This window comes from Ruegeria sp. CE9 (genome assembly GCF_056537425.1).
The window spans coordinates 33,643-60,406 of sequence record NZ_JBQFRO010000003.1 but is presented as its reverse complement, the minus strand read 5'-3'; the positions used below and the strand labels follow the sequence as shown (position 1 = coordinate 60,406).

The following is a 26,764-nucleotide window of genomic DNA, read 5'->3' as shown; positions in this document are numbered from 1 at the left end:
GGGCCTCCTGATGTTACTAGGGCCGCCCGGTTCCCCGAACGGCCCTTATTAGCTTAGAAGGCTAAACCGGTTATTCCAGTTCGACCAGCAGGTCCTTGGCGTCAATCTGGCCACCCGGCTGGACGTGGACGGCCTTAACCACCGCGTCGCGCTCGGCATGGATGCCGGTTTCCATCTTCATGGCCTCGATCGTCAACAGCAGATCGCCTTCCTTGACCTCATGGCCCGTGACGGCGGCTACAGTCGCCACAACCCCCGGCATTGGTGCGCCGATATGGTTGGGGTTTCCAACCTCGGCCTTGGGCCGCTGAGCGGTTGTGGCTTTGACCAGCCGGTTCGGTACCCGGATTACGCGGGGCTGACCGTTGAGTTCGAAGAACACGCGCACTTCGCCGTTCTCGTCCGTTTCACCAATCGCCTGGCACCGGATTTCCAGCGTCTTGCCGGGGTCGATCTCGGCCGTGATCTCTTCGCCCGGCTCCATCCCGTAAAAGAAGGTACGCGTCGGCAAGGTACGGACCGGGCCATAGGTGCGATGGCGGCCCATGTAATCCAGGAACACTTTGGGATACATCAGGTATCCGTTCAGGTCCTCGTCATCGATTTCTTTCCCGTCCAGCTGTTTCGACAGATCGGCACGCGTCGCCTCCAGATCGACTGCTTCGACATGTTTACCGGGGCGTTCGGTGTTGGGGGCCTCATCCTTGAGCACTTTCTGGATGATCGTATCCGGGAACCCGCCCGGAGGTTGGCCCAGATTGCCACGCATCATGTCGATCACCGAGTCGGGGAAGGCCACATCCGTGCCCGGATTTTCCACATCATCGCGGCTCAGGCCTTGGCTGACCATCATCAGCGCCATATCACCGACCACCTTCGACGATGGCGTCACCTTGACGATGTCGCCGAACATCTGGTTCACATCGGCATACATCTGAGCGACCTCGTGCCAACGCTCTTCCAAGCCCAAACTACGCGCCTGCGCCTTGAGGTTAGTGAACTGTCCCCCTGGCATCTCATGCAGATAAACCTCGGAGGCGGGGGCCTGCAGGCCGGACTCGAAGGCCGCATATTGGCCGCGCACGGCCTCAAAGTAATCGCTGATCTCGCGGATCGCTTTGATGTCCAGCCCGGTGTCACGCTCGGTATGGCGCAGTGCCTCGACCACTGTGCCAAGTGTCGCCTGAGAGGTGTTGCCCGAAAACGCATCCATCGCGCAATCCACCGCATCCACACCTGCCTCGGACGCGGCCAGAATGGTCGCACTGGCGATGCCTGCGGTGTCGTGCGTGTGGAAGTGGATCGGCAGACCGACCTCTTCCTTCAACGCACGGATCAAGATACGGGCCGAGGCTGGCTTCAGCAAACCCGCCATGTCTTTCAGACCCAGCACATGCGCGCCTGCATCGCGCAGCTCTTTTGCCATGCCAACATAGTATTTCAGGTCGTACTTCGAGCGGTCGGGGTCCAGAATATCACCGGTATAGCAAACGGTGCCTTCACAGATCTTGCCGTTTTCGATGACGGCATCCATAGCGACGCGCATGTTCTCGACCCAGTTCAAAGAGTCGAAGACGCGGAATACGTCGATGCCTGTCGAGGCCTGACGCACGAACTCTTGCACCACGTTGTCGGGGTAGTTGGTGTAGCCCACACCGTTCGCCCCGCGCAGCAGCATCTGGGTCATCAGGTTGGGCATCGCCTCGCGCAGATCGCGCAGGCGCTGCCATGGGCATTCCTGCAGGAAGCGGTAAGCCACGTCGAAGGTCGCGCCCCCCCAGCATTCAACCGAGAACAGCTGCGGCAGGTTCGCCGCATAACTCGGTGCAACCTTGATCATGTCGATCGACCGCATCCGCGTTGCCAGCAGCGACTGGTGCCCATCCCGCATGGTGGTATCGGTGATCAACAATTGGCGCTGTGCTTTCATCCAGTCAGCCACGGCCTGCGGGCCCTTCTGCTCCAACAGATTGCGGGTGCCCATCTGGGGTTCGGCCTTCAACGCAGGCGGACGCGCCTCTTTCAGATCGGGGCGCGGCATCGGGCGGTCCTTGGTTTCAGGATGCCCGTTCACAGTAATGTCGGCGATGTAATTCAGAACTTTGGTGCCGCGGTCGCGACGCTTTTTGAACTGGAACAGGTCCTGCGTCTCGTCGATAAACTTGGTGGTGTATTCATTCGACAAGAAGGTCGGATGCTTCAGCAGGTTCTCTACAAATGCGATGTTAGTCGACACACCCCGCACACGGAACTCTCGCAGAGCGCGATCCATCCGGGCGATCGCCTTTTCAGGCGTCGGAGCCCAAGCGGTGACCTTAGTCAGAAGCGAGTCATAATACCGGGTAATCACCCCGCCCGCATAAGCGGTGCCGCCATCCAGACGAATGCCCATGCCTGTGGCTGAGCGATAGGCGGTGATGCGGCCATAGTCAGGGATAAAGTTGTTCAGCGGGTCTTCGGTGGTCACACGGGTCTGCAAGGCGTGGCCGTTCAGGCGAATCTCGTTCTGGCTGGCTTTGCCGGTGGCCTCGGCCAGCGTCTTGCCTTCGGCAATCAGTATTTGCGCCTGCACGATGTCAATGCCGGTGACTTCTTCGGTGACGGTGTGTTCCACCTGCACGCGTGGGTTCACCTCGATGAAGTAGAACTTGCCTGTGTTCATATCCATCAGGAATTCAACAGTACCGGCACATTCGTAATTCACATGGGCGCAGATACGGCGGCCCAGCTCGCAAATCTCAGCGCGCTGTTCTTCGGTTAAGTACGGGGCAGGGGCGCGTTCCACGACCTTCTGATTGCGACGTTGGACCGAGCAGTCGCGTTCAAAAAGATGATAAATCTCACCGTGCTTGTCGCCCAGAATCTGCACTTCAACGTGACGCGCGCGGGTGATCATCTTTTCAAGATACCCTTCGCCATTACCAAAGGCGGCTTCGGCCTCGCGGCGGCCTTCCAGCACCTTCTCTTCCAGCTCATCCTCGGTCAGGATTGGGCGCATGCCGCGCCCACCGCCGCCCCAGCTGGCTTTGAGCATCAGCGGATAACCGATCTCGGCGGCCTCTTTCTTGATGGCCACCATGTCGTCACCCAGAACCTCGGTCGCCGGGATAACAGGGACGTCGGCGGCAATCGCCACTTTCCGGGCACTGGCCTTATCGCCCAGAGCGCGCATGGTTTCGGCCTTGGGGCCAATAAAGGTGATGCCGTTCTGAACACAGGCATCCACAAAATCGGGGTTCTCGGACAGCAGGCCATAACCGGGATGGATCGCATCCGCGCCGCTTTCCTTGGCCACGCGAATGATTTCATCAATCGAAAGATAGGCCGCGACCGGTCCCAATCCTTCGCCAATTCGATAGGCTTCATCCGCTTTGAAACGGTGCAGGCCCAACTTGTCTTCCTCGGCGAAGACCGCGACGGTGCGTTTGCCCATCTCGTTGGCTGCGCGCATCACGCGGATGGCAATCTCGCCGCGGTTGGCGATCAGGATTTTCTTGAAGTCTGTCATTTCAGGTCCCGGTCTTTATAGCTGTGGCCTTGTGCATAGGCGGACAATACGGGGACGTATATCTGTAGTTCTGGGTAGAACCGGCATGTTAACGCTCGCAAACGCCGCCCATTTGCGCATTCTTAATACATATGCCGCATTGCGGCATCAATCCCTGCCGAGGAATGTCAGTTTGAGCCGTTTAGCCGATCAGACCGTGCTCAGAGCAGGGATATGGTGATTCTGTTGAATCCAGGCGAACAAGCCGTGAACAAACCCTTTCCCTCCGCGCCCATCCGGCGTAGTTTACCGGCATGAGCAGTTTTGACGAAATGGACGCCTTCGAGGGCGCATCGCTTTCGGCGCGGGCTATGCCTGCGGCCTCGGCAGAGTACCTAAATGATCTCAACCCGGCGCAGCGCGAAGCAGTTGAAAGACTGGATGGTCCGGTGCTGATGCTAGCAGGCGCGGGCACAGGTAAAACCAAGGCGTTGACCGCGCGGATCACCCATCTGCTCAGAACCCATCGGGTGCGCGAGAATGAGATTCTAGCGGTGACCTTCACCAACAAGGCCGCGCGCGAGATGAAAGAACGCGTTGGGCGCATGCTGGGCCGACCCGCCGAGGGGATGCCTTGGCTGGGTACGTTCCACGCAATCTGTGTCAAGCTTTTGCGCCGCCATGCGGAACTTGTGGGGTTGAAGTCGAATTTTACTATTCTGGATACAGATGATCAGAAGCGGCTGCTCAAACAACTTACTCAGGCCGCAAATATAGATGACAAGCGCTGGCCCGCTCGGATGCTGGCGGGGATTATTGACGATTGGAAAAACCGCGCCCTGACGCCCGACAAGGTGCCCGCGGTAGATGCAGGAGCCTATAATCACAAAGGTATTGAGCTTTACGCCCAATACCAAAGCCGTCTGCGCGAGCTGAACGCGGTGGATTTCGGGGACCTGCTGCTGCACATGGTCACGATTTTCCAGACCCACCCGGACGTATTGGAGCAATACCAGCGCTGGTTCCGCTATATTCTTGTAGACGAATATCAGGACACAAACGTCGCCCAATACCTCTGGCTGCGTCTGTTGGCTGGGGGGCACAAGAATATCTGCTGCGTTGGAGATGACGATCAGTCGATCTATGGCTGGCGCGGTGCCGAGGTGGGCAACATCCTGCGCTTCGAAAAGGACTTTCCGGGTGCTCTCGTAGTCCGGCTGGAACAGAACTACCGCTCGACCCCGCACATCTTGGCTGCTGCGTCTAATGTCATTCGAGGCAACGAAAGCCGCTTGGGCAAGGAGCTCTGGACCGACCGCCAAGAGGGCGAAAAGGTCCGTCTGATCGGCCATTGGGATGGCGAGGAAGAAGCGCGATGGATCGGCGAGGAAATCGACGCGATGCAGGCTGGCACACGCGGTGTGCGGCCTATGAACCTTGATGAGATGGCGATCCTCGTGCGCGCCTCGCACCAGATGCGGGCGTTTGAGGATCGTTTCCTGACGATTGGTCTGCCTTACAAAGTGATCGGTGGCCCTCGGTTCTATGAGCGGATGGAGATTCGCGATGCCATGGCCTATTTCCGACTGGTGGTCAGCCCCGAGGATGATCTGGCCTTCGAGCGGATCGTGAACACACCCAAACGCGGCCTTGGCGACAAGGCTCAGCAGACGATTCAGGTAGTCGCGCGCGAGAACGGCGTATCTCTGGTCGAAGGGGCGCGGATCGCGGTTGAGAACGGCCTTATCAAAGGCAAGGGTGGCAAGGCGCTGCGCGAACTGATCGACGGGTTGGCGCGGTGGAATGCAATGACGCGTGGGCCTCGGATCGAGGTGGACGATGATACGGTGATCGATGACGGTGTTTCACCGATCCGATACGGCGCGCCCGAGCATACGCATATCGAGCTGGCGCAGATCGTCTTGGACGAATCCGGCTATACCGCGCATTGGCAGAACGAAAAGACGCCCGAAGCGCCGGGACGATTGGAAAACCTCAAAGAACTGGTCAACCAATTGGACAATTTCGAAAACCTGCAAGGATTTCTGGAACATGTCAGTCTGGTGATGGACAATGAGCAGGACAGCGTTGGGGCCAAAGTCTCGATCATGACCCTACACGCAGCCAAGGGGCTGGAATTTCCTGCCGTGTTCCTGCCTGGGTGGGAGGACGGTTTGTTCCCCTCACAGCGGTCAATGGACGAATCGGGGATCAAGGGGCTCGAAGAAGAACGGCGGCTGGCATATGTGGGCATCACCCGCGCTGAAGAGGTCTGTACGATCTCTTTCGCAGCCAATCGGCGAGTTTTCGGGCAGTGGCAGAACTCGATGCCATCCCGATTCATCGATGAATTGCCCGAAGATCATGTGGAGGTGCTGACGCCTCCGGGTCTCTACGGCGGGGGGCAGCAAACTGCGGGCATTGAAACCCGTGCGGCTGAGGCGAATGTTTATAATTCTCCGGGCTGGAAGCGGATGCAGGCGCGGCAGGGTCAATATGGCATGTCTCAACCCAAGGAGAGCCGCAATACGGTGATCGATGCGACCGCTGTCGCCAGCTTTACACTGGGTGAGCGCGTATTTCATCAGAAGTTCGGCTATGGCGCGGTGATCGGCATCGAGGGCGACAAGGTTGAGGTCGATTTTGACAAGGCGGGCACGAAGAAAGTGGTTTCGCGCTTTCTGTCCGCTAAGGGCGACGTACCGTTCTAACGCCTACAACCCCTCGACCAGCACCAGATTAGCCGTTGCCGTTTGTTGCCTGATCTTTGCCAGCTCGACATAGTCGGGATCGTCTTTCCAGGCTTTGGCGGCGGCCATGTCCGGAAACTCCATCAGGACAATCCCGTCTTCTACCCAGCTGCCTTCGATCACTTCGACGGGTTTTGAGGATACCGTCAGCAAGCGCCCGCCATGCCGGTCAAAGATCGGCATAAAGCCTTCCAGATACTTCTGGTACCCATCCGGGTCATGAATGGAAATTTGGGCGATGAAATAAGCGGCCATGGGATGCTCCTGAAAAGTCGTACGCCACTCCAGCTTACATCTTGTGCGCCAAAAACGAAAAACGGCGGTTCCCAGGGAGGAGGAAGGGAACCGCCGTTCTTTTCTACACCAAGGCAGGGAGGAGGAGAGCCCTGATGTATTCGAACCCGGGATTGATCCCGGTATGAGGAAGACGCGGCGACGTCTGGGAGGAGAGTGACGTCGCCGCGCGCTTTCAACATCGAGGCAGGGAGGAGGAGAGCCCCGATGTATCAGGTTCCGGCTGTCATGGCCGGTATTAGATGCGGCAACGTCAGGGAGGAGGAGAGACGCTGCCGCTGAAATACAGGTCCAAAAGGGAGGAGGATGGACCTGATCTCGGTGTTTCGTGCCGCGCTTACTGCGCGAATTTATCTCCAACGGCTTGCAGTGCCAGTTGGCGGATCATCGAGCGATGCAGGCCCAGATCTGCCAGTTCGCGATTGGACAGGGCTGACAACTCGTTGACGGTCTGGCGGTATAGGCGATAGCGTGCAAAGCGAGTTTTTACAGTTTCAACCAATGCCGCGACGCCAAATGCTGGTGCGCCTTTCAGAGCTGTTTGTGTGCTTGCGACTGCCATTTTCATCATCCGTTCATTCTTGCTGTTTCCGGTAACATCCGGCGTTTGCTTGAGACTGAAAATAGGTGAATGCTGCGATTGCACAATAGCTCACGTTGTCAATGCTGCTATGCAGCAAATGCATGGATTGTCGCGATAATTTGGTTTGCCCCAATAATTACCTTCAAAATATAGGTTTTCATAATTGGACCGCGATCCGTCTTGCGGAGGGCATCGGATCATGGTGCTCAACTCTTGGGCTGAATTGGCGTTTATTTTGGCGAAAAATGATCGCGGTTGAGAAACGTCACGGACGCGTCAACTGTCTTGCTGATCCAATTGTCACGATATGGGAATGCATGGGCCAGTTGCGGGAATGGCGCCGTGAGGGCACTCGATTCGCCGTTCATTGTGAAGCTTTTCTGGTTGATTCCGAAACTTTTGTGCTTCTATGAAAAATTATTGGGAATTCGTGGGATAATAATTCGCATTAAATATGTTGGCATATATGGTGTTGAGATCTGAACTCAGCCCTATTTATGGTATCTAGCGTTCGAAATTAGGTCATTCTTACGATCATTGGGGGCTGCAGATATTTCCTTCTGCATAAATTTCCTATTGATTTCCATGAATTCCCATGGCATCCCTTACTTACCCGATGAGGGCGAGGACAGTTAAGGGGCGATAAATGACCCCGAACCAAAAATATAAAAACAGGTTTCATACAGGCATCTCGCTTTCATCACTCAACAGATCCGGCGCGCGGGCGAGCAGACATCCCCCCAGGTGGCGCGCGCAGCTGGACATCCCGCACAGCGGGTCAATGCGGCGGGTTGATCAGTGGCAGCAGATCAACCCGCCGTTTTTCATCCGGGGGGAGAACGTGAATTTTGAGGTGGGGCGCAAGCGAAAGGGACAGTCGTCTTGGCGCGCAGGTTTAGAGGTGAAAGCCACCATAAGGTGGATACGAAGGGCAGGGTCTCGATCCCGGCCTCGTTTCGCCGTGTGCTTGAAGCGTCCGATCCCAATTGGCAGCCTGGTGACAATCCGGAGCTTGTGATTGTCTATGGCGACCACCGCCGCAAATACCTTGAATGTTATACCATGGAAGCAATCGACGAGGTTGACGCCAAGATCGATGCGCTGCCTCGTGGTTCGATGCAGCGGCGGATGCTGCAGCGGATGTTCCATGGTCAGTCCTTCCCGACCAATGTGGACGAAACCGGCCGTCTGGTGCTGCCTGCCAAGTTACGCACCAAAATCGACCTTGATAACGAAGCGTTCTTTATCGCCGCCGGTGATACATTCCAGATTTGGAAGCCCGAGACCTACGAGGCCGAAGAACTGGCCACGACCGAGGAATGGCTCGACGATCTGCCCGAGGATTTCGATCCGATGCAGTATCTCGACGGCATCGGGGATGGGTGACGGCATGGCCGGCGCTCAGACTTCATCGGATAAACCTCACATCCCTGTTCTACTGCGCCCATTGTTGGCCGCTGTGGCGCCTGTGTCCGGGAACTGGTTAGACGGGACATTTGGTGCAGGCGGCTATACCCGCGGCCTGCTTGAGGCCGGAGCCGAGAAGGTCATTGGCGTGGATCGCGATCCACTGGCCTTTGAGATGGCCGCAGATTGGGCCGGTGAATATCGTAACCGGCTGGTGATGCAGCAGGGCGTTTTTTCTCGCATGGATGAATATGCGCAGGATCTGGACGGGGTCGTGCTGGACCTTGGTGTCTCATCCATGCAGTTGGATCAGGCCGAGCGGGGCTTTTCTTTCATGAAAGATGGCCCACTGGACATGCGTATGAGCCAGGAGGGCGAAAGCGCCGCCGATCTGGTCAATACGGCGACCGAAGAGCAACTGGCTGATATCCTGTTTCATTTCGGGGAAGAGCGCGCCAGTCGACGTATCGCCAAGGCCATCGTCAAAACACGGGCCGACAAAGCGATCACTACAACGCTGCATCTGGCTGAGATTATTGAATCCTGCCTGCCGCGCCCAAAACCGGGTCAGTCGCATCCGGCGACGCGCAGCTTTCAGGGCCTGCGCATCGCGGTGAACGCAGAATATGAAGAGCTGTTTCAGGGCCTTATGGCGGCCGAGCGAGCTTTGAAACCCGGTGGGCAACTGGCTGTTGTCACCTTTCATTCCATCGAAGATCGGATGGTAAAGCGGTTCTTTCAATCACGCGCGGGCAAAACCGGACGCGCCAACCGCTATGCGCCGGAAGTGGCGCAGAATCAGCCGCAATTCACGCTCAAGACCCGCAAGGCTGTGGGGCCAGATGATCAGGAGTTGCAGGAAAATCCGCGTGCGCGCTCGGCCAAATTGCGCGTCGCGGTCAGAACGGATGCCCCGGCGGGGGAAATTGAGGCCCGCGCCATCGGCATGCCGCAACTGGGGGGAAGGGCAAGATGAAGAGTATTTTGTATGTGTTGACGGCCCTTTCCGTGTTCGGTTTGGCGCTTTGGGCGTATCAGGAGAACTACCGAACCCAGCAGGTACTGAAGGAGACGCAATCGTTGCAAGGTCAGATCGGCATGGCGCAGGCGCGGCTAGCGGTGCTGAATGCCGAATGGGCTTATCTGAACCGCCCAGATCGTCTGCGTGAGCTTGCAGATTTGAATTTCGAACGTCTTGGCCTGTTGCCGCTGCGGGCTGAGCAGTTTGGCCGCGCCGATCAGATTTCTTACGGCGAAGACCCGGATCTGCCGATCGTGGACCCGCTTGAAGTGCAAGATATCACCGATGTTCAGGCTCTGATCGAGGTGCAGGTTCCATGACACGCACGCCGCTCCGACCTCTGGCTCGTATCCTCGATGCCCGCGCTAAAGGTGAAAACCCCAAAGTGATCGAGCGCGAAAACATCCGCAAACGCCACGAGGACATGAAGGATCGCGCCCGCGCTCGCGCCGAGGGCCGGTTGCTGGTACTGGGGCTGTTTTTCTTTTGCGCTTTCTCGGTCGTGGGGTTTCGCATGGGCGTTCTGGCGACGTCTGAGGCGCAGGAGCCGCTGGCCAGTGCGCCGGGGGCATCGATCGCGATGCAGCGCGCGAATATCGTCGACCGCGAAGGGCGGATTCTGGCGACCAATCTGGACACCTATTCCGTCTACGCTCAGCCGCCGCTGATGATCGACCCGATTGCCGCCGCCGATCAACTGGTTGCGATCTTCCCAGATCTGGAAAAAGAACGTCTGGTTAAGGACTTCACCGGAAAGCGCAAGTTCCTTTGGATCAAAAAGCGCATCTCGCCTGAACAGAAGCAGGCCGTTCACGACATCGGCGATCCGGGCATTCTGTTTGGCCCGCGTGAAATGCGGCTCTATCCGAATGGTCAGTTAGCTGCACATATTCTGGGTGGCTCGGGTTTTGGCCGTGAAGGCGTCAGCGCCGCCGAGGTGATTGGTGTTGCAGGTGTCGAGAAGCAGTTCGACGATTATCTGCGCGATCCGGCTAACGGTAATAAGCCGCTGCAACTATCGCTGGACCTGACCGTTCAGGCGGCTGTTGAACAGGTGCTGTACGGCGGCATGAAGATAATGAACGCCAAAGGTGCATCGGCGGTTCTGATGAATGCGCATACGGGAGAGGTGGTATCCGCTGCCTCTCTGCCGTCTTTCGATCCCAATGACCGCCCACGCCCGCCAACTTCGGGCTTTGATCCTTCGGACAGCCCATTGTTCAACCGCTACGTCCAGGGCGTATATGAGTTGGGTTCGGTGTTCAAAATCTTCACCGCCGCGCAGGCCGTGCAGCTTGGGCTGGTGAATTCCAACACGATCATCGATACCTCAGGCCCGATGAAGATCGGTCGATTCCCGATTGGGGAGTTCAACGGAAAGAACTATGGCGAGATCAGTGTTGCCGACGTCATCGTACATAGCTCGAACCGGGGCACCGGTCGGCTGGCTTTGCAGATCGGTGGCCAGCGGCAGCAGGATTTCCTGAACGCTCTGGGAATGTTCGATCCAACCCCATTTGAAATTGTCGAGGCCAAGGGTGGGCAACCGCTCAAGCCCAAGAAATGGGGTGAGCTAAGCACCGTCACGATCTCTTACGGTCATGGTCTATCGACCAGCCCGATGCATCTGGCAGCGGGTTACGCGGCGATTGCAAACGGTGGGCACTACGTCAGCCCAACAATCCTGCGCCGCAACGGTCCGCAATACGGCCCTCGCGTGATGTCAGAAAGCACTGCAGAGCAAGCGCAGAACATGCTGCGCCGGGTGGTGACCGACGGCACCGCAAGCTTTGGTGATGTCAAAGGGTATGACGTGGCTGGCAAGACTGGCACCGCCGATAAGCCCAAGCCGCGTGGTGGGTACTATGAAGACAAAGTCATCGCTACCTTTGCTACGATCTTCCCGGCATACGATCCAAAGTACGTATTGATTGTCACGTTGGATGAGCCATCCATCGTGGCTTACGGCGAAAAGCGCCGTACCGCAGGTTGGACGGCTGTCCCTGTTGCAGCCGAACTGATAGGACGCGTGGCACCACTCTTGGGCCTAAGACCACGGCTTGAGCCTGAGGCGCGCGCTGCTATAACGCTGACCTCAAATTAGGCTGTCCGGCGAAAGGTGGGGCATGGGTGATCAGTCAAAGAAACTCAGCGAACTGGCCCTGACCGCACGGGGTGGGGCTAATCCCGACATCACCGGTCTGGCTGTCGATAGCCGCGAGGTGAAAGACGGCTTTCTCTTCGCGGCCCTTCCCGGCACCCGTGTCCATGGTGGCGAGTTCATCCAATTCGCGCTGCGCATGGGCGCCGCTGCCATCCTGACGGATGCTGAAGGGGCGGAAATTGCCGCCGAAGAATTGGCGACCTCTGATGCCGCTCTGATCGTCACCGAAGACCCGCGCCAAGCGCTTGCGGGTGCAGCCGCGCTATGGTTCGGCGCACAACCGAAGACAATTGTGGCGGTCACGGGCACCAACGGTAAAACGTCCGTGGCCAGTTTCGTACGCCAAATCTGGAGCGAACTTGATCTGGCCGCAGTCAATCTGGGCACCACCGGGGTTGAGGGCGCATGGACCGCCCCGCTGGCTCATACCACGCCCGAACCGATCACGCTCCACCGCTGTCTTGCCGAAGCTGCCAAGAATGGAGTGACTCATGCGGCGATGGAGGCCTCATCCCACGGGCTCGAACAACGCCGTCTGGACGGGGTGCATCTGGCCGCCGCCGGATTTTCGAACTTCACGCAGGACCATCTGGACTATCACGCCACGTTCGAAGCGTATTTTGCCGCCAAAGCTGGATTGTTTGATCGGGTACTGCCCGAGGATGGGGTCGCGGTGATTAACCTCAGCGATCCCAAAGGGGCCGAGGTACGCAAGATCGCGGAAGCGCGTGGGCAGAATGTTGTCACCGTAGGACCCGAAGGTGCAGATCTATGTCTTTTAAATCAACGCTTTGATGCAACCGGGCAGGACCTGCGTTTTGCCTGGAAGGGCAAGCCCCACCAAACCCGCCTGAACCTGATCGGCGGGTTTCAGGGCGAAAACGTCTTGCTGGCCTGTGGCCTTGTGATCGCCGCCGGGGAAGACCCCGACCGCGTTTTCGAAACCCTACCGCACCTGACGACGGTTCGAGGCCGCATGCAGCTAGCCGCCACGCGCGACAATGGTGCAGCGGTCTTTGTCGATTATGCCCATACGCCGGATGCCGTCGCCACCGCGCTGAAAGCAATGCGCCCTCACGTCATGGGCCGACTGATCGCTATCGTCGGCGCGGGCGGTGACCGCGACGCCACGAAACGCCCGCTCATGGGGCAGGCGGCAGCAGAAAACGCCGATGTGGTCTTTATCACCGATGACAACCCACGCAGCGAAGATCCGGCTGCCATTCGCGCTGCAGTCATGCTCGGCGCACCGGAAGCCACTGAAGTTGGTGACCGGGCCGAGGCGATCCTGCGCGGTATTGATGCGCTACAACCCGGTGATGCGCTTTTGATTGCTGGCAAGGGCCATGAAACCGGCCAGATCGTCGGTGATCAGGTGCTACCATTCGATGATGCCGAACAGGCCAGTATCTCAGTCGCTGCTTTGGACGGGAGGGTCGCATGACGCTCTGGACCGCAGCCGAGGCGGCCGAGGCCACCAACGGTCTTGCAACAAGCGACTGGCAGGTGAACGGCGTTTCCATCGACACCCGCACATTGCGGCCCGGAGATCTGTTTGTGGCTCTCAAAGCCGCCCGTGACGGCCATGATTTTGTCGCGCAAGCACTGGAACAGGGCGCGGGTGCCGCTCTGGTGTCGCGTATCCCTGACGGCCTGCCTAAGGATGCGCCGCTTTTGATCGTCGAAGACGTGCAATCCGCGCTTGAGGCGTTGGGGCAGGCCGCCCGCGCCCGGACGGCGGCGCGCGTGGTGGGGGTAACTGGCAGCGTCGGCAAGACATCGACCAAAGAAATGCTGGCCAGCATTCTGGAATCCCAAGGTAAAACCCACGCCAGCGTCGCCAGCTACAATAACCATTGGGGAGTGCCGCTGACACTGGCGCGGATGCCCGCCGATGCCGAGTTCGCCGTCATTGAAATCGGCATGAACCATCCGGGCGAGATCGCTCCATTGGCCCGTCAGGCCCAGCCGCATGTAGCGCTGGTGACCACAGTGGCTGCGGTGCACCTCGAAGCTTTCGACTCGGTCGCTGGCATCGCCCACGAAAAGGCCGCGATCTTTGACGGTCTGACCGAAGGTGGAACGGCGATCGTGAACGCGGATATCGAGCATTCGGGTATTCTGCACAGTCGCGCGCAGGCCAAGGGCGTCAAAATCGTCGAGTTTGGCAGTACGGCCAATGACTATACATTGATACATGTAGACCAAGGCCCAGACAGCCTGCGAGCGCAGGGCCGGGTCGCCGATCGCGATATTTCTTTCGATGTTCAGTCTGCGGGCAAGCATTTCGCCATGAACGGGTTGGGAGCTTTGGCTGCCTGTGTCGAACTTGGCGTCGATTTGGATCAAGCCATCGCAGGCCTGCGCCGTTGGACCCCCGTAAAAGGACGCGGGGTGCGCGAGGTGATTGCGCTGCCGAGTGGAGCTCAGATCGAGCTGCTGGACGACAGTTACAACGCCAACCCGACTTCAATGGAGGCAGCTTTGGATGTGCTGGCTGCTTCGAATGGCAAGCGCAAGATCGCGTTTCTGGGCGACATGAAAGAACTGGGCGCACAAGAGCATGAGATGCACGCTGCAATGGCCCAAGTCGCCTCGATGTCTCAAGTCCATAAGGTGCATTGTATTGGTCCGCTGATGAAAGCGCTGCATCAGGCGCTGCCGACAGAAAAGCGCGGGCTCTGGACTGAGACGAGCGCCGAGATGACAGAGCATCTGCCCGATCTGATTCGCGATGGCGATGCGGTGCTGGCCAAGGGTTCGCTCAGCATGGCGTTGGCGCAGATTGTTGACGGTCTGCGGAAAATGGGGCAATGGGGCGCGCTTGAGCCGTAAGCGCCCATGATGTCCGTGTGAGAAAGGTTTTGGTATGCTCTATTGGTTAACCGCCCTGTCGGATGGAGGGGATTTTTGGAACCTCTTCCGCTATATCACGTTTCGGGCAGGCGGAGCCTTTCTGACAGCTCTGATCTTTGGCTTTCTGTTCGGAAAGCCGCTGATCAACGTGCTGCGCCGCAAACAGGGCAAAGGCCAACCGATCCGCGATGACGGCCCCGAGGCGCATCTGTCCAAAGCTGGAACCCCTACGATGGGCGGGCTCTTGATCGTAGGTGCGCTTGTGACCTCGACCCTTATCTGGGCACGATTGGACAATCCTTATGTTTGGATGGTGTTGTTCGTAACGCTGGCATACGCCGCAATTGGTTTTGCCGATGATTATGCCAAAGTATCGAAACAAAATACAAAGGGGGTCTCGAGCAAGACGCGGTTGGCGCTGGGTGTGTTGATTGCCGTATTGGCGTCGCTTTGGGCGGGACTGCACCACCCTGCGGACTTGCAAAATCAGCTCGCTCTTCCTGTGTTTAAGGATACCCTGATCAATCTTGGTTTGTTTTACATCCCATTTGCGGTGATTGTGATCGTAGGGGCCGCCAATGCGGTAAACCTGACAGACGGTCTGGACGGGTTGGCCATCATGCCAGCGATGATCGCGGCTTCGACGCTGGGCGTTATTGCCTATGCGGTGGGGCGGGTCGACTTTACCGAATACCTAGACGTGCACTACGTACCCGGCACCGGTGAGATATTTATTTTTACCTCGGCGCTGTTCGGCGCCGGCTTGGGATTTCTGTGGTACAACGCGCCTCCGGCGGCGGTCTTCATGGGGGACACCGGATCACTTGCGCTGGGAGGAGCACTGGGCGCGATCGCCGTTGCCACGAAACACGAGTTGGTGCTGGCCGTCGTAGGGGGGTTGTTTGTGGTCGAGGCGCTGAGCGTGATCATTCAGGTTCTGTACTTCAAACGCACCGGCAAGCGCGTGTTTCTGATGGCCCCAATCCACCACCATTATGAGAAAAAGGGTTGGGCGGAACCCACCATCGTGATCCGTTTCTGGATCATCTCGCTGATCCTCGCGATGATCGGGTTGGCGACGCTGAAAGTTCGGTAACGCTCCCGCCGGGTTCGGAGGGCCTGCGGCCCGCCTGCCACCCGTTGGGCCCGGCTCGCGCTGCCGCGCGAGCCTGAACACGCCCTTGCCTTTGGGAAATCCTTCGGTGCAGTGTGGCGCGAAATTCTGATCAAAGAAGGTGGCGGCATGATCCCGGTCAAAGGGTATTCAGGGCAAAAAGTTGCGGTTCTGGGGCTGGGTCGGTCTGGTTTGACCACGGCGCGTGCGTTGCGGGCAGGCGGCGCCGAGCCGGTGTGCTGGGATGACAATCCAGCTGCGCGTGAGGCGGCTGAGGGTGAAGACTTCGCTTGCGTTGATCTACGCCGTCACGGGGCGTTTGATGAGATTGCAACTTTGATCGTTTCGCCCGGGATACCGCATCTTTATCCCACCCCGAATCCGGTGGTGGCTGCTGCGCTGGAGGCGGGCGTTCCAGTCGACAATGATATCGGACTGTTCTTTCGCTCTTTCGCTGGCCCTGAATGGCACAATTTCGACACTCCGCCTCGGGTGATTGTAGTGACTGGATCGAATGGCAAATCCACCACCGCTGCGCTGATCCATCACATTCTGACCGAGGCAGGGCGCGACTCTCAACTGGCGGGCAACATCGGGCGCGGAGTGCTGGATATTGATCCGGGTGGCGATGGCTCGGTCGTGGTGCTGGAGTTGTCCAGCTATCAGACCGAACTGGCCCGCGCATTGACCCCGGATGTGGCGGTGTTCACCAATCTCTCGCCGGATCATCTGGATCGGCACGGAGGTATTGGGGGGTATTTTGCCGCCAAACGTCGCCTCTTTGCTGAGGGCGGGCCTGACCGTGCGGTCATCGGGATAGATGAGGCTGAGGGCGCGTTTCTGGCCGGTCAACTGGCCGAGGGTCCTGCAGATGACCGGGTGATCCGCATCTCTGTCACACGCAAGCTGGTTGGGCCGGGCTGGCAGGTCTTTGCCCGCAAGGGGTTCTTGTCGGAATATCGCAAGGGGCGTCAGGCGGGGGCGATTGACTTGCGCGAAATCAGAGGCCTGCCCGGCGCGCATAATCATCAGAATGCCTGCGCGGCCTATGCCGCGTGTCGGTCGTTGGGCCTTGCCCCTCGCGTGATCGAAGACGCGCTACATAGTTTCCCGGGCTTGCCGCATCGCAGCCAGATCATCGCTGAGGCAGACGGCGTGACCTATGTAAACGACTCAAAAGCCACCAATGTGGACAGCGCTTTGAAAGCGTTGAGTGCGTTTAAAAAGATACGCTGGATCTGTGGAGGGCTTGAAAAGGAAGGCGGACTTGAGGCGCTAAACGCGGCAGGAGATCATGTGATCAAAGCCTATGTCATTGGGCGCGAGGCCGCAGGCTTTGCTATGCAGCTTGAGGCCGAGGCGCAAGTCTGCACCACAATGGCTGTCGCTGTGGAACAGGCCATGGCCGACGCGCAGCCCGGAGAAACCGTGCTCTTGGCCCCTGCTGCAGCCAGTTTCGACCAATATGACAATTTCGAAAAGCGCGGCGATGATTTCGTGGCCGAGGTCAAAAAACGTCTCTGAAAGCAATGCGTTTGCAATAGATCGCCGGTTCGGCCAAGCTGTGGCCTATCTGCTTGACGCGCCTTGCGCATTGGTTTTTGCCTTCAGGAAATTCAACACGAGGTCATGAATATGCCAAATCGTAAACTTCTTCTGGTCGTTCCCGCTCTGCTTGCTGCCGCGGCCTGCACGAATACCGGAGCCAACTATCAGCCGGTGATCGACGGCCCGGTCGGCCCGAACTACAACTCGGACCTGTTCCAGTGCCAGCAACTTGCAGCCTCGCAGGCCAGTGTTGACGGATCGACCGCAGGGAATGCAGCCATTGGCGCCGCGGGTGCTGCGGCCGTGACCGGCATCGTTCAGGATAGCAGCGACAATCTGGGTCGCGCCGCTGTTGCTGGTGCTCTGGTCGGTGCTGGAGCCGATGTGATCAACAAGAACCAGAACAAAGAAGTCATCGTGCGCAACTGTATGCGTGGACGCGGCTACAACGTGGTCGGCTAACGACTGGCGATGGCTGTACCTGCGGCGTGGCCCGATGACCACGCCCAGTGGAAGTTATAGCCACCCAACCAGCCGGTGACATCCACCGCTTCGCCAATCACATAGAGGCCGGGGACATCCCTGGCCTCCATCGTTTTGGACGACAGCCCGTCAGTGTCGATCCCGCCCAGAGTAACCTCGGCCGTGCGATAGCCCTCGGTGCCCGAAGGCGTAAGCCGCCAGTCGGATAGTGCCGCGATCAGGTCGGACAGGGCCGCGTCGGATTGATCTGCAAGATTGCCCTTCATCGGGATATGGTGTGCGAGGTAGTCCACCAGACGCGCAGGCAGATGGCGTGCCAATTCGGTGGTCAGCGCCTTGCGCCCTCCGGCCTGTCGCTGATCGCGCAGCAGGTCGAACAGCGGTAGATCGGGGATCAGGTTGATCCCTATTGCCTCACCTTCGCGCCAGTACGATGACAGCTGCAGCACCGAAGGGCCGCTTAGCCCGCGATGTGTGAACAGCAAAGCTTCGTCGAAACTGATACGTTCGTTTGACAGTCGAGCGGGCAGAGAAACGCCTGACAAGTCTTTGAACCGCCCGTCCGAAAACGTAAACGGCACCAGAGCCGCCCGCGTCTCGGTTATCTGCAGCCCGAATTGCTGCGCGATGTCATAAGCCAGCCCGGTCGCGCCCATTTTCGGGATCGACTTGCCGCCCGAGGCCAGAACCAGATTGCGACAGGTTAGAGGGATGTGCTTGCCTTCGCGTTCGACGTCCACAGCGAAACCGCTCTCGATCTTGCGCAAATTGCGCAGCGACGTCTGCAACCAAAGTTCAGCCCTGGCGGCGGCCATTTCGCCCAGCAGCATCTGGATGATCTGTTTCGAGGACCCGTCGCAGAACAGCTGCCCCAGCGTTTTTTCATGCCATGCAATGCCATGGCGATCGACCAGTTCGATGAAATCCCACTGCGTGTATCGCGCCAGCGCCGATTTGCTGAAATGCGGATTTTGCGACAGGAAGTTGCCCGGCCCTGCATACATATTAGTGAAATTGCACCGCCCTCCGCCCGAGATGCGGATTTTCTCTCCCGGCGCTTTGGCGTGATCGATCACCAGCACCCGCGCGCCACAATGAGCGGCGCACATCATGCCGGCCGCACCGGCACCAAGAATGATCGTCTCAAAATCCATGTGCTGCGCATGGCGTGGATTGTGAGCGATGGCAAGAGCGCAAACCAAAACGGAGCGTGTGTGGCTCTTTTAAGTTTCTGGTTGGCACCTGGGCTTGTGTCGTCTGATATGCGGAATTTCAGTGGCATTGCGCACTGACGTGCTAAGCTCGGTGCCAATGTTCGCCCGTTAGATATTGTTTAAAGGATAAAACTATGCGGTTTCCAAACTTCATTACGGACTTTCCAAGACTGGACGTACCATTTCCCGAAGATGTCGTGCAGACAGCAGTCGTTCGATCTGATGCTGGTTTGGTCGCCTTTTTTACTTTTCTCAAAGATATGGAACTCCCACTACATTCGCATGGTGCCCAGTGGGGTACGGTGGTGGAAGGCGAAATTGAGCTCACAATTGGTGGAGACACGAAAGTTTATCTGCCAGGTGACAGTTACTCGATTCCGGCCGGAGTAGAGCATGGCGGGCGCATCAAGGCGGGTTCCCGGGTGATCGACGTGTTTGAAGAACCTGACAGATACCCCATCAAAGACTGAGGTTATGCTGTTTGGACAAGGATGTGGGGGGGCGATTGATGTAACCACACCTCATTGCCCCTCGGATCAGAGCGCACAGCTTGATTGCAGGCGCGTTCGGCAACGACCAGATCATAGTGCGGGAATTCCGGTTCTGCCCGTCATTCCTCTAGCCCAAACGCCAAATTCCCTGTAGACTCTCAATCAGATCCCGAAAACGGGACGTTAACGAGGCAGATAGTGGCGGTATCTCATGACTGAGATGGTGTATGGCGCGGTCCAGGACCAGCGCGGTGAACCGATTCTTCCAAAGTGGTGGCGGACGATCGACCGCTGGACGATGTCCTGCGTTTTGATCCTGTTTGTCATCGGATTGTTGCTGGGATTAGCGTCCTCGCCGCCGCTGGCTGGGCGTAACGGGTTCGATCCGTTTCACTATGTTGAGCGTCAGGCCCTGTTCGGCGGTCTGGCGCTGGTCGCGATGCTGTTGACCTCGATGATGTCGCCGACGTTGGTTCGTCGTCTGGCGATTTTGGGTTTCCTCGGAGCCTTTGTAGCACTGGCCTTTTTGCCGATCTTCGGGACCGATTTTGGCAAGGGTGCGGTGCGTTGGTATTCGCTGGGCTTTGCTTCGCTGCAGCCTTCTGAATTTCTCAAGCCCGGTTTTGTTGTTGTAGCTGCATGGCTGCTGGCGGCCTCACAGGAAATCAATGGCCCACCCGGACGGCTCTGGTCCTTTGCGTTGTGTATGGCGATCGTCGCGATGCTGGTGATGCAGCCTGATTTCGGACAAGCCTGTCTGATCCTCTTTGGCTGGGGTGTGATGTATTTTGTGGCTGGTGCTCCGATGCTGCTGTTGGTCTGCATGGCAGGGGCCGTGGTTCTGGGTGGCATGTTTGCCTATTCCAATTCTGAACACTTCGCGCGCCGGATTGATGGCTTCCTCAATCAGGAACTCGATCCTACCACCCAGCTTGGATATGCCTCCAACGCCATCCGCGAAGGCGGTTTGTTTGGCGTCGGCGTGGGCGAAGGGCAGGTAAAATGGTCTTTGCCCGACGCGCATACCGATTTCATCATTGCGGTGGCGGCCGAGGAATACGGGCTGATCCTCGTCCTCATCATCATCGCGCTCTATTCGCTGATCGTGGTGCGCTCGCTGCTGCGGCTGATGCGCGAACGGGATATGTTCATTCGTCTGGCAGGCACCGGTTTGGCCTGCATGTTCGGCGTTCAGGCCATGATCAACATGGGCGTCGCTGTACGTCTGTTGCCCGCCAAGGGCATGACGCTGCCATTTGTCAGCTATGGCGGCTCGTCCTTGATCGCAGGTGGCATCGCCGTGGGCATGTTGCTGGCCTTTACCCGAACCCGCCCGCAGGGCGAGCTAGGGGATATTCTGCGCGGACGAGGCTAATGGGCAAACCCTACCTTCTGATTGCGGCAGGTGGCACCGGGGGGCATATGTTCCCCGCGCAAGCGCTGGCCGAGGCGATGCTGGCCAAGGGCTGGCGGGTGCGTCTGTCGACAGATCCACGCGGCGCGCGCTATACGGGCGCGTTTCCTGATGGCGTTGAGATTGCCGAAGCCTCCTCGGCGACTTTCGCCCGAGGAGGTCTGGCTGCGAAAGTTATGGCGGGCCCAAAGATTGCTGCGGGCGTGACCGGCATGGCGGCGCAGATGATGCGCGACAAGCCGGACGTTGTGGTCGGCTTTGGCGGCTATCCCTCGATCCCGGCGCTGGGTGCAGCAACGCTGCTGAAAGTTCCCCGTATGATCCACGAACAAAACGGTGTTCTGGGTCGTGTGAACCAACTATTTGCCACCCGGGTGGCGCAGGTCGCCTGCGGTGTCTGGCCCACCGATCTGCCCGACGGGGCCAAAGGCATTCACACCGGCAACCCAGTCCGTGCTGCCGTTCTGGAGCGGGACGGAGCGCCCTATATCCCGCCCGGAGATTACCCGATGTCGGTGCTCGTCATCGGCGGGTCGCAAGGTGCGCGCGTGCTCAGCGACATTGTGCCGGGTGCCATTGCTGCTTTGCCCGAGTTTTTGCGATCATTCATCCGTGTCTCACATCAGGCGCGGGATGAAGATGGTGAACGGGTTCAGGCTTTTTATGCTGAACACGGTATTCGCGCCGACGTGCAGCCTTTCTTTGACGATGTCCCCCGCCGCATGTCAGACGCGCAGCTGGTGATCAGCCGGTCTGGCGCGTCCAGCGTGGCCGATATCTCGGTGATCGGGCGACCCTCGATCCTGATCCCCTATGCAGCCGCCGCAGGCGATCACCAAACCGCCAATGCGCGTGGGCTGGTTCAGGCAGGTGGCGCGATCATGATCCCCGAAAACGCCCTTGACGTTCCCGCGCTGACAGAGCAGATGACCACGGTTCTCACCAACCCCGAAGCCGCACAGCAAATGGCCCATGCCGCGCTATCGGTCGGGGCTCCGGACGCAACCGAGCGACTGGTGGCCCTTGTCGAACAACTGGCGCAGAAGGAGATCTCATGAATCCAGCAACCAAACTGCCGCAGGACGTTGGACCGATCCACTTCGTTGGCATCGGTGGTATTGGGATGTCAGGCATTGCTGAGGTGCTTTTGAACCTTGGCTATCGGGTTCAGGGCTCGGACCTGAAGGCGTCCAAGATCACAGACCGTCTGGCCGCATTGGGGGCTGAGATATTCGAAGGCCAACGCGCCGAAAACTTGCAGAACGCAGCTGTAGTTGTGGTCTCGACGGCAATCAAACCGGGCAACCCGGAACTCGACGAGGCGCGCGCGCAAGGCCTGCCGGTAGTTCGCCGCGCCGATATGCTGGCCGAACTGATGCGCTTGCGTTCGAACATCGCCATTGCCGGAACCCACGGCAAGACCACTACCACAACGATGATGGCTGAATTGATGGTGGCAGGAGATTTCGACCCGACGGTCATCAATGGCGGGATCATCCACGCCTATGGCTCGAACGCGCGAATGGGGCAGGGCGAATGGATGGTGGTTGAGGCCGATGAGAGTGACGGCTCGTTCAATCGCTTACCCGCAACCATCGCTATCGTCACCAATATTGACCCCGAGCATATGGAGCATTGGGGTGATTTCGACAAACTGCGTGACGGCTTTCACGAATTCGTCTCGAATCTGCCTTTCTATGGCCTGGCCGTGTGCTGCACTGACCACGCCGAGGTGCAGGCTCTGGTTGGCCGGATCACCGACCGCCGCGTGCGGACCTACGGGTTCAACGCGCAGGCCGACGTGCGGGCCGAAAACCTGACTTACAAAGGCGGCGTAGCGCATTTCGACATTCACCTGCAATACGAAGACAAGGTGATCGAAGGCTGCACCCTTCCGATGCCGGGTGACCACAATGTCTCGAACGCCTTGTCTGCCGTCGCCGTAGCTCGCCATCTGGGCATGAAAGCCTCTGAAATACGCGACGCGTTGGCCAATTTCGGCGGTGTCAACCGGCGCTTCACCAAGGTTGGAGAAATCAACGGTGTTACCATCATCGACGATTACGGCCACCATCCGGTCGAAATCGCCGCTGTCCTCAAGGCCGCGCGTCAGGCAACCGAAGGCCGCGTCATCGCTGTGCACCAGCCGCATCGATATTCGCGCCTTTCCAATCTGTTTGATGATTTCTGCACCTGTTTCAACGACGCTGATGTGGTCGCCATTGCCGAGGTTTTTGCCGCAGGCGAGGACCCGATCGAAGGTGCCAGCCGCGATGATCTGGTGCAGGGCCTGATCCGCCACGGGCACCGTCATGCGCGCGCCATCTTGGATGAAAGCGATCTTGAGCGTCTTGTGCGCGAGCAGGCGCGCCCGGGCGATATGGTGGTCTGCCTCGGCGCCGGTACGATCAGCGCCTGGGCCAACGGGCTGCCCGATCGGTTGATCGCCAAAGCGAGCTAACCCCGTGGCACTTTCGCTTATAATCGCTTGCGCCTGGGTGCTCGTCTCGACCATCGTTGCGATGCTGCCTATGCGCCTGCAATTCCCACCGGGCGTTGTCTTGTTTGCCAGCGCGCCGGCGTTGATCCTGTGGCTGAGCCTTGATTTTGGCTGGTTCATCGGAGCGCTGGGCATTGCCGCATTTGTTTCGATGTACCGCAACCCGATCCGTTTTTACTGGCGAAAATGGACGGGTCAGGAGGTGTCGGAATGAGTTGGTCGATCGCGCTCGCCGGTATTTGGGGGGTGACCGCCAATATACTCGCCATGCTGCCTAGCAAGGACAACCACTGGCGTCGGGCCTATTTCCTGATCGCAGTGGGTGTGCCCATTTTAGGTTATGTCACATATGAGAATGGTCCGTGGATCGGTCTGCTAGTGCTGGCCGCTGGTATGTCTGTTCTTCGCTGGCCTGTGATTTATCTTGGGCGTTGGGTACGGCGCAAGCTTTGATGCCTTGCGATCAGAATCGAAATCCGCGATCTAATGATCATGAGAACCTATCCGACTTCACGCGGTACACTCACCGAAAACCGTTCGCTAAACGATTTGACATGGCTGCGCGTCGGCGGTCCTGCGGATGTGCTGTTCCAGCCCGCTGATATCGAAGACTTACAGAGCTTCCTGTGTGATCTTCCTGCCGATGTTCCGATTTTCCCCATGGGCGTAGGTTCCAATCTCATCGTGCGCGATGGGGGCCTGCGCGCCGTGGTGATCCGTCTGGGCCGAGGCTTCAACGGTATCTCCGTCGATGGCAACACCGTTACGGCAGGCGCGGCTGCGCTAGATGCGCATGTGGCGCGCAAGGCGGCGGATGCGGGGGTTGATCTGACTTTCTTACGCACGATCCCGGGTTCGATCGGTGGTGCGGTGCGCATGAACGCGGGTTGTTATGGCAGCTATACGGAGGATGTGCTGCAAAAGGCCACTATCGTTACGCGGGCTGGAGAGGTCATGGACCTGACCCTGCAGGACCTTAACTTCCGCTATCGTCAATCTGACTTGCCCGAAGGCGCGGTGCTGGTCTCGGCAACGTTCCAAGGCCTCTCGGGTGATCCGGACGACCTGCATGCGCGCATGGAAACCCAGCTGAAAAAGCGCGACGAAACCCAACCTACGAAGGACCGCAGCGCAGGGTCGACTTTTCGCAATCCTGCCGGGTTTTCTTCGACTGGACGCGCGGACGATGTGCATGATCTGAAGGCGTGGAAGGTCATAGACGACGCTGGCATGCGCGGCGCGACCAAAGGCGGGGCTCAGATGAGCCCCAAGCATTCGAATTTCCTGATCAATACCGGTGACGCAACCGCTGCAGACCTCGAAGGTCTGGGCGAAGAAGTCAGAAAAAAGGTTTACGAAACAAGCGGCATCACGCTAGAGTGGGAAATCATGCGGGTCGGTGATCCGCTGGTAAAATAAAGCCCCAACCGTCAGACCACAATCAGGCAATTAACGGCGACGGATCAAAGGCATAAACGCAGTACGGACCACCACATAAGGTCCGGGGACATTGAGGCGCACATTGGGTATGTCGAGCAGGACAAACCCCAAAGTGGCGGTATTGATGGGCGGCCCCTCGGCTGAACGCGAGGTGTCACTCAGCAGCGGGCGCGAATGCGCAGCCGCCCTTGTGGGAGAAGGCTTTGAAGTGGTCGAACTGGACGCGGGTCCCGACCTCTACGCGCGCCTTCTGGAGATCAAGCCAGATGTGGTTTTCAACGCCCTGCATGGCCGCTGGGGCGAGGATGGCTGTGTGCAGGGCCTGCTGGAGTGGATGCGCATTCCTTATACGCATTCCGGTGTGCTGGCTTCGGCACTTGCGATGGACAAGCAGCGCAGCAAAGAAGTTTATCAGGCCGAAGGGCTACCCGTTGTCCCCAGCGTGATCGTGCCCAAAGTTGAGGTGATCGAGGTTCACGTGATGGAGCCTCCTTACGTGGCTAAGCCTAACAATGAAGGCTCGAGCGTTGGCATCTATATCGTGCATGAGGGCTCGAACGGACCTCCGCAGCTGTCGGACGATATGCCCGATCACATCATGGTTGAGAAATATGTGGCAGGCCGAGAGCTGACGGTGACTGTGATAGGCGACCGCGCCCTGACTGTTACCGAAATCATGACTGATGGCGGCTGGTACGACTATGACGCCAAGTATAAGCCGGGCGGCTCATGGCATGTGTTGCCTGCGGACATTCCGCAGGACATTTTTGACCGTTGCATGGACTACGCGCTGAAGGCGCACAATGCCTTGGGCTGTCGCGGCGTGACGCGCACCGACTATCGGTGGGATGATCGCAAGGGTGCGGATGGTCTCTTCCTGCTGGAAACCAATACGCAGCCCGGCATGACGCCAACCTCTCTGGTGCCCGAGCAGGCCGAGCATTGTGGCATGACATTTGGTCAACTCTGCGCCTGGATGGTGGAGGACGCCTCATGCGACCGCTGACCGCCACCCGCGCGCCCGTTATTCACCGGACCAAAGCTTTGGCCGGGCCAGATGCGGATTTTGCCGCGGCTTCCAGAGCCGAACCCAAGGCTGAACCCAAGCTGCGCCTGCGTGGAATGCGTCTGTTTGGTCGGGCAGATAGTGCAGACCCTGCGCCCTCACGCCTCAGCTATCGCTTTCAGCGCTGGATGCTTACACCCGGTATTCGGCGTGGGCTAAAACTCGGCCTGCCCGTTCTGGCTGTTGTCGGTTTGGTTGGCGGCTTCTTCGCTTCAGAAGAACGGCGCGATGCGGTCAATACCTTTGTCGCCGACATTAAAACCTCGATCCAGGAACGGCCAGAATTCATGGTCAATCTGATGGCGATTGACGGGGCAGGGACCGCTTTGTCCGAAGATATCCGCGAGGTGGTGCCGCTCGATTTCCCGCTCAGTTCCTGGGATCTGGATGTGGAAATGATCCGCGACACCATCACCGGGCTTGATCCGGTGAAGTCAGCGTCCGTGCGCATTCGCCCCGGTGGCATCCTGCAGGTAGACGTGATCGAACGTCAGCCGGTCATCGTCTGGCGCACCCGTGACGGGATCGAGTTACTGGACGAAACCGGAACTCATGTTGACATGGTCAGGGCGCGAGCCGATTTCGCGAACCTCCCTCTGATCGCCGGAAAAGGTGCGAATAAACATGTGTCTGAGGCGCTGGAGATCCTAACCAGTGCAAGCAGCCTTGGCACTCGGGTCCGAGGTCTTGTGCGCGTGGGCGAGCGGCGCTGGGATCTGGTGTTGGACCGCAAGCAACGCATCATGTTGCCAACTGAACGCCCTGCGCGTGCACTTGAACGTGTGCTGGCGGTGAATGAGGTTCAGGACCTTCTGGAACGTGATGTGGCCGTGGTCGATATGCGCCTCGGCCAGCGACCAACTATCCGAATGAATGAAACAGCCAGCGCAGACTGGTGGAACACAAAAGTAGATGTGAGTAGCGGGCAGTAA

23 protein-coding genes are annotated in these 26,764 nt (G+C 58.5%); 19 read left to right on the top strand and 4 right to left on the bottom strand.

Translation table 11 applies throughout. From position 1 onward, the window contains the following. Positions 1–70: 70 nt before the first annotated feature. Positions 71–3,508, bottom strand: coding sequence for a pyruvate carboxylase (locus ACR0B3_RS07360; protein ID WP_480808492.1), 3,438 nt, complete (start codon positions 3,506–3,508; stop codon positions 71–73). Between the two features lie 293 nt (positions 3,509–3,801). On the opposite strand from ACR0B3_RS07360, the gene ACR0B3_RS07355 reads away from it, so the two are divergent. Beyond that, entirely contained in the window at positions 3,802–6,198 is a 2,397-nt protein-coding gene (locus ACR0B3_RS07355; RefSeq protein ID WP_480808491.1) for an ATP-dependent helicase, read from the top strand. Between the two features lie 3 nt (positions 6,199–6,201). Here the strand turns inward: ACR0B3_RS07355 and ACR0B3_RS07350 are convergent, their stop codons facing one another. Both ACR0B3_RS07350 and ACR0B3_RS07345 read right to left on the bottom strand, forming a co-directional pair. Then, entirely contained in the window at positions 6,202–6,492 is a 291-nt protein-coding gene (locus ACR0B3_RS07350; protein WP_480808490.1) for a DUF1330 domain-containing protein, read from the bottom strand. Positions 6,493–6,868: 376 nt separating this feature from the next. Then, on the bottom strand, positions 6,869–7,093 hold the full coding sequence (locus ACR0B3_RS07345) for a DUF1127 domain-containing protein (RefSeq protein ID WP_480808489.1): 225 nt from the start codon (positions 7,091–7,093) through the stop codon (positions 6,869–6,871). Between the two features lie 903 nt (positions 7,094–7,996). Here ACR0B3_RS07345 and mraZ point away from each other — a divergent pair. The 9 genes from mraZ to ACR0B3_RS07300 all read left to right on the top strand — a co-directional run bounded on the left by mraZ (position 7,997) and on the right by ACR0B3_RS07300 (position 17,686). Next, entirely contained in the window at positions 7,997–8,500 is a 504-nt protein-coding gene (gene mraZ, locus ACR0B3_RS07340) for a division/cell wall cluster transcriptional repressor MraZ (RefSeq protein WP_170683217.1), read from the top strand. Between the two features lie 4 nt (positions 8,501–8,504). Continuing rightward, positions 8,505–9,497, top strand: a complete 993-nt coding sequence (gene rsmH / locus ACR0B3_RS07335; RefSeq protein WP_480808488.1) for a 16S rRNA (cytosine(1402)-N(4))-methyltransferase RsmH — start codon at positions 8,505–8,507, stop codon at positions 9,495–9,497. Continuing rightward, a complete protein-coding gene (gene ftsL, locus ACR0B3_RS07330) occupies positions 9,494–9,862 on the top strand; it encodes a cell division protein FtsL (protein WP_170683216.1) in 369 nt (122 codons plus the stop codon). The genes rsmH and ftsL overlap by 4 nt, the downstream gene beginning before the upstream one ends. Continuing rightward, positions 9,859–11,646 (top strand): peptidoglycan D,D-transpeptidase FtsI family protein, encoded by a 1,788-nt coding sequence (locus ACR0B3_RS07325; RefSeq protein ID WP_170683215.1) that lies wholly within the window; start codon positions 9,859–9,861, stop codon positions 11,644–11,646. Before ftsL ends, ACR0B3_RS07325 begins: the two co-directional genes overlap by 4 nt. Positions 11,647–11,668: 22 nt before the next feature. Further along, entirely contained in the window at positions 11,669–13,150 is a 1,482-nt protein-coding gene (locus ACR0B3_RS07320) for a UDP-N-acetylmuramoyl-L-alanyl-D-glutamate--2,6-diaminopimelate ligase (RefSeq protein WP_480808487.1), read from the top strand. Further along, positions 13,147–14,541 (top strand): UDP-N-acetylmuramoyl-tripeptide--D-alanyl-D-alanine ligase, encoded by a 1,395-nt coding sequence (locus ACR0B3_RS07315; protein WP_480808486.1) that lies wholly within the window; start codon positions 13,147–13,149, stop codon positions 14,539–14,541. Before ACR0B3_RS07320 ends, ACR0B3_RS07315 begins: the two co-directional genes overlap by 4 nt. A gap of 34 nt (positions 14,542–14,575) precedes the next feature. Continuing rightward, entirely contained in the window at positions 14,576–15,658 is a 1,083-nt protein-coding gene (gene mraY / locus ACR0B3_RS07310) for a phospho-N-acetylmuramoyl-pentapeptide-transferase (RefSeq protein ID WP_480808485.1), read from the top strand. A 147-nt stretch (positions 15,659–15,805) separates the two neighbouring features. Then, complete coding sequence (murD, locus tag ACR0B3_RS07305) at positions 15,806–17,200, top strand: UDP-N-acetylmuramoyl-L-alanine--D-glutamate ligase (protein ID WP_480808484.1); 1,395 nt, start codon at positions 15,806–15,808, stop codon at positions 17,198–17,200. A 111-nt stretch (positions 17,201–17,311) separates the two neighbouring features. Then, positions 17,312–17,686, top strand: a complete 375-nt coding sequence (locus ACR0B3_RS07300; RefSeq protein ID WP_480684990.1) for a glycine zipper family protein — start codon at positions 17,312–17,314, stop codon at positions 17,684–17,686. Here ACR0B3_RS07300 and ACR0B3_RS07295 read toward each other — a convergent pair. After that, positions 17,683–18,861: a BaiN/RdsA family NAD(P)/FAD-dependent oxidoreductase gene (locus ACR0B3_RS07295; RefSeq protein WP_480808483.1), complete on the bottom strand. Its 1,179-nt coding sequence runs from the start codon at positions 18,859–18,861 to the stop codon at positions 17,683–17,685. The genes ACR0B3_RS07300 and ACR0B3_RS07295 overlap by 4 nt on opposite strands. Positions 18,862–19,055: 194 nt before the next feature. Between ACR0B3_RS07295 and ACR0B3_RS07290 the strand changes: the two genes are divergently transcribed. The 9 genes from ACR0B3_RS07290 to ACR0B3_RS07250 all read left to right on the top strand — a co-directional run bounded on the left by ACR0B3_RS07290 (position 19,056) and on the right by ACR0B3_RS07250 (position 26,764). After that, positions 19,056–19,391 carry a cupin domain-containing protein gene (locus tag ACR0B3_RS07290; RefSeq protein WP_480808482.1) on the top strand — a complete coding sequence of 112 codons (336 nt, stop codon included), beginning with the start codon at positions 19,056–19,058 and terminating at the stop codon, positions 19,389–19,391. Between the two features lie 232 nt (positions 19,392–19,623). Further along, positions 19,624–20,787 (top strand): putative lipid II flippase FtsW, encoded by a 1,164-nt coding sequence (gene ftsW / locus ACR0B3_RS07285; protein WP_480808481.1) that lies wholly within the window; start codon positions 19,624–19,626, stop codon positions 20,785–20,787. Continuing rightward, positions 20,787–21,884 carry a UDP-N-acetylglucosamine--N-acetylmuramyl-(pentapeptide) pyrophosphoryl-undecaprenol N-acetylglucosamine transferase gene (locus ACR0B3_RS07280; protein WP_480808480.1) on the top strand — a complete coding sequence of 366 codons (1,098 nt, stop codon included), beginning with the start codon at positions 20,787–20,789 and terminating at the stop codon, positions 21,882–21,884. Before ftsW ends, ACR0B3_RS07280 begins: the two co-directional genes overlap by 1 nt. Further along, entirely contained in the window at positions 21,881–23,287 is a 1,407-nt protein-coding gene (murC, locus tag ACR0B3_RS07275) for a UDP-N-acetylmuramate--L-alanine ligase (protein ID WP_170723479.1), read from the top strand. Before ACR0B3_RS07280 ends, murC begins: the two co-directional genes overlap by 4 nt. A gap of 4 nt (positions 23,288–23,291) precedes the next feature. Next, on the top strand, positions 23,292–23,540 hold the full coding sequence (locus ACR0B3_RS07270; protein ID WP_480808479.1) for a DUF2484 family protein: 249 nt from the start codon (positions 23,292–23,294) through the stop codon (positions 23,538–23,540). Further along, positions 23,537–23,779 carry a DUF2484 family protein gene (locus tag ACR0B3_RS07265; RefSeq protein WP_170683204.1) on the top strand — a complete coding sequence of 81 codons (243 nt, stop codon included), beginning with the start codon at positions 23,537–23,539 and terminating at the stop codon, positions 23,777–23,779. The genes ACR0B3_RS07270 and ACR0B3_RS07265 overlap by 4 nt, the downstream gene beginning before the upstream one ends. Positions 23,780–23,818: 39 nt before the next feature. Then, positions 23,819–24,745: a UDP-N-acetylmuramate dehydrogenase gene (murB, locus tag ACR0B3_RS07260; RefSeq protein ID WP_480808478.1), complete on the top strand. Its 927-nt coding sequence runs from the start codon at positions 23,819–23,821 to the stop codon at positions 24,743–24,745. Between the two features lie 109 nt (positions 24,746–24,854). Next, complete coding sequence (locus ACR0B3_RS07255) at positions 24,855–25,772, top strand: D-alanine--D-alanine ligase (protein ID WP_480808477.1); 918 nt, start codon at positions 24,855–24,857, stop codon at positions 25,770–25,772. Next, on the top strand, positions 25,760–26,764 hold the full coding sequence (locus tag ACR0B3_RS07250) for a cell division protein FtsQ/DivIB (protein ID WP_480808476.1): 1,005 nt from the start codon (positions 25,760–25,762) through the stop codon (positions 26,762–26,764). Before ACR0B3_RS07255 ends, ACR0B3_RS07250 begins: the two co-directional genes overlap by 13 nt.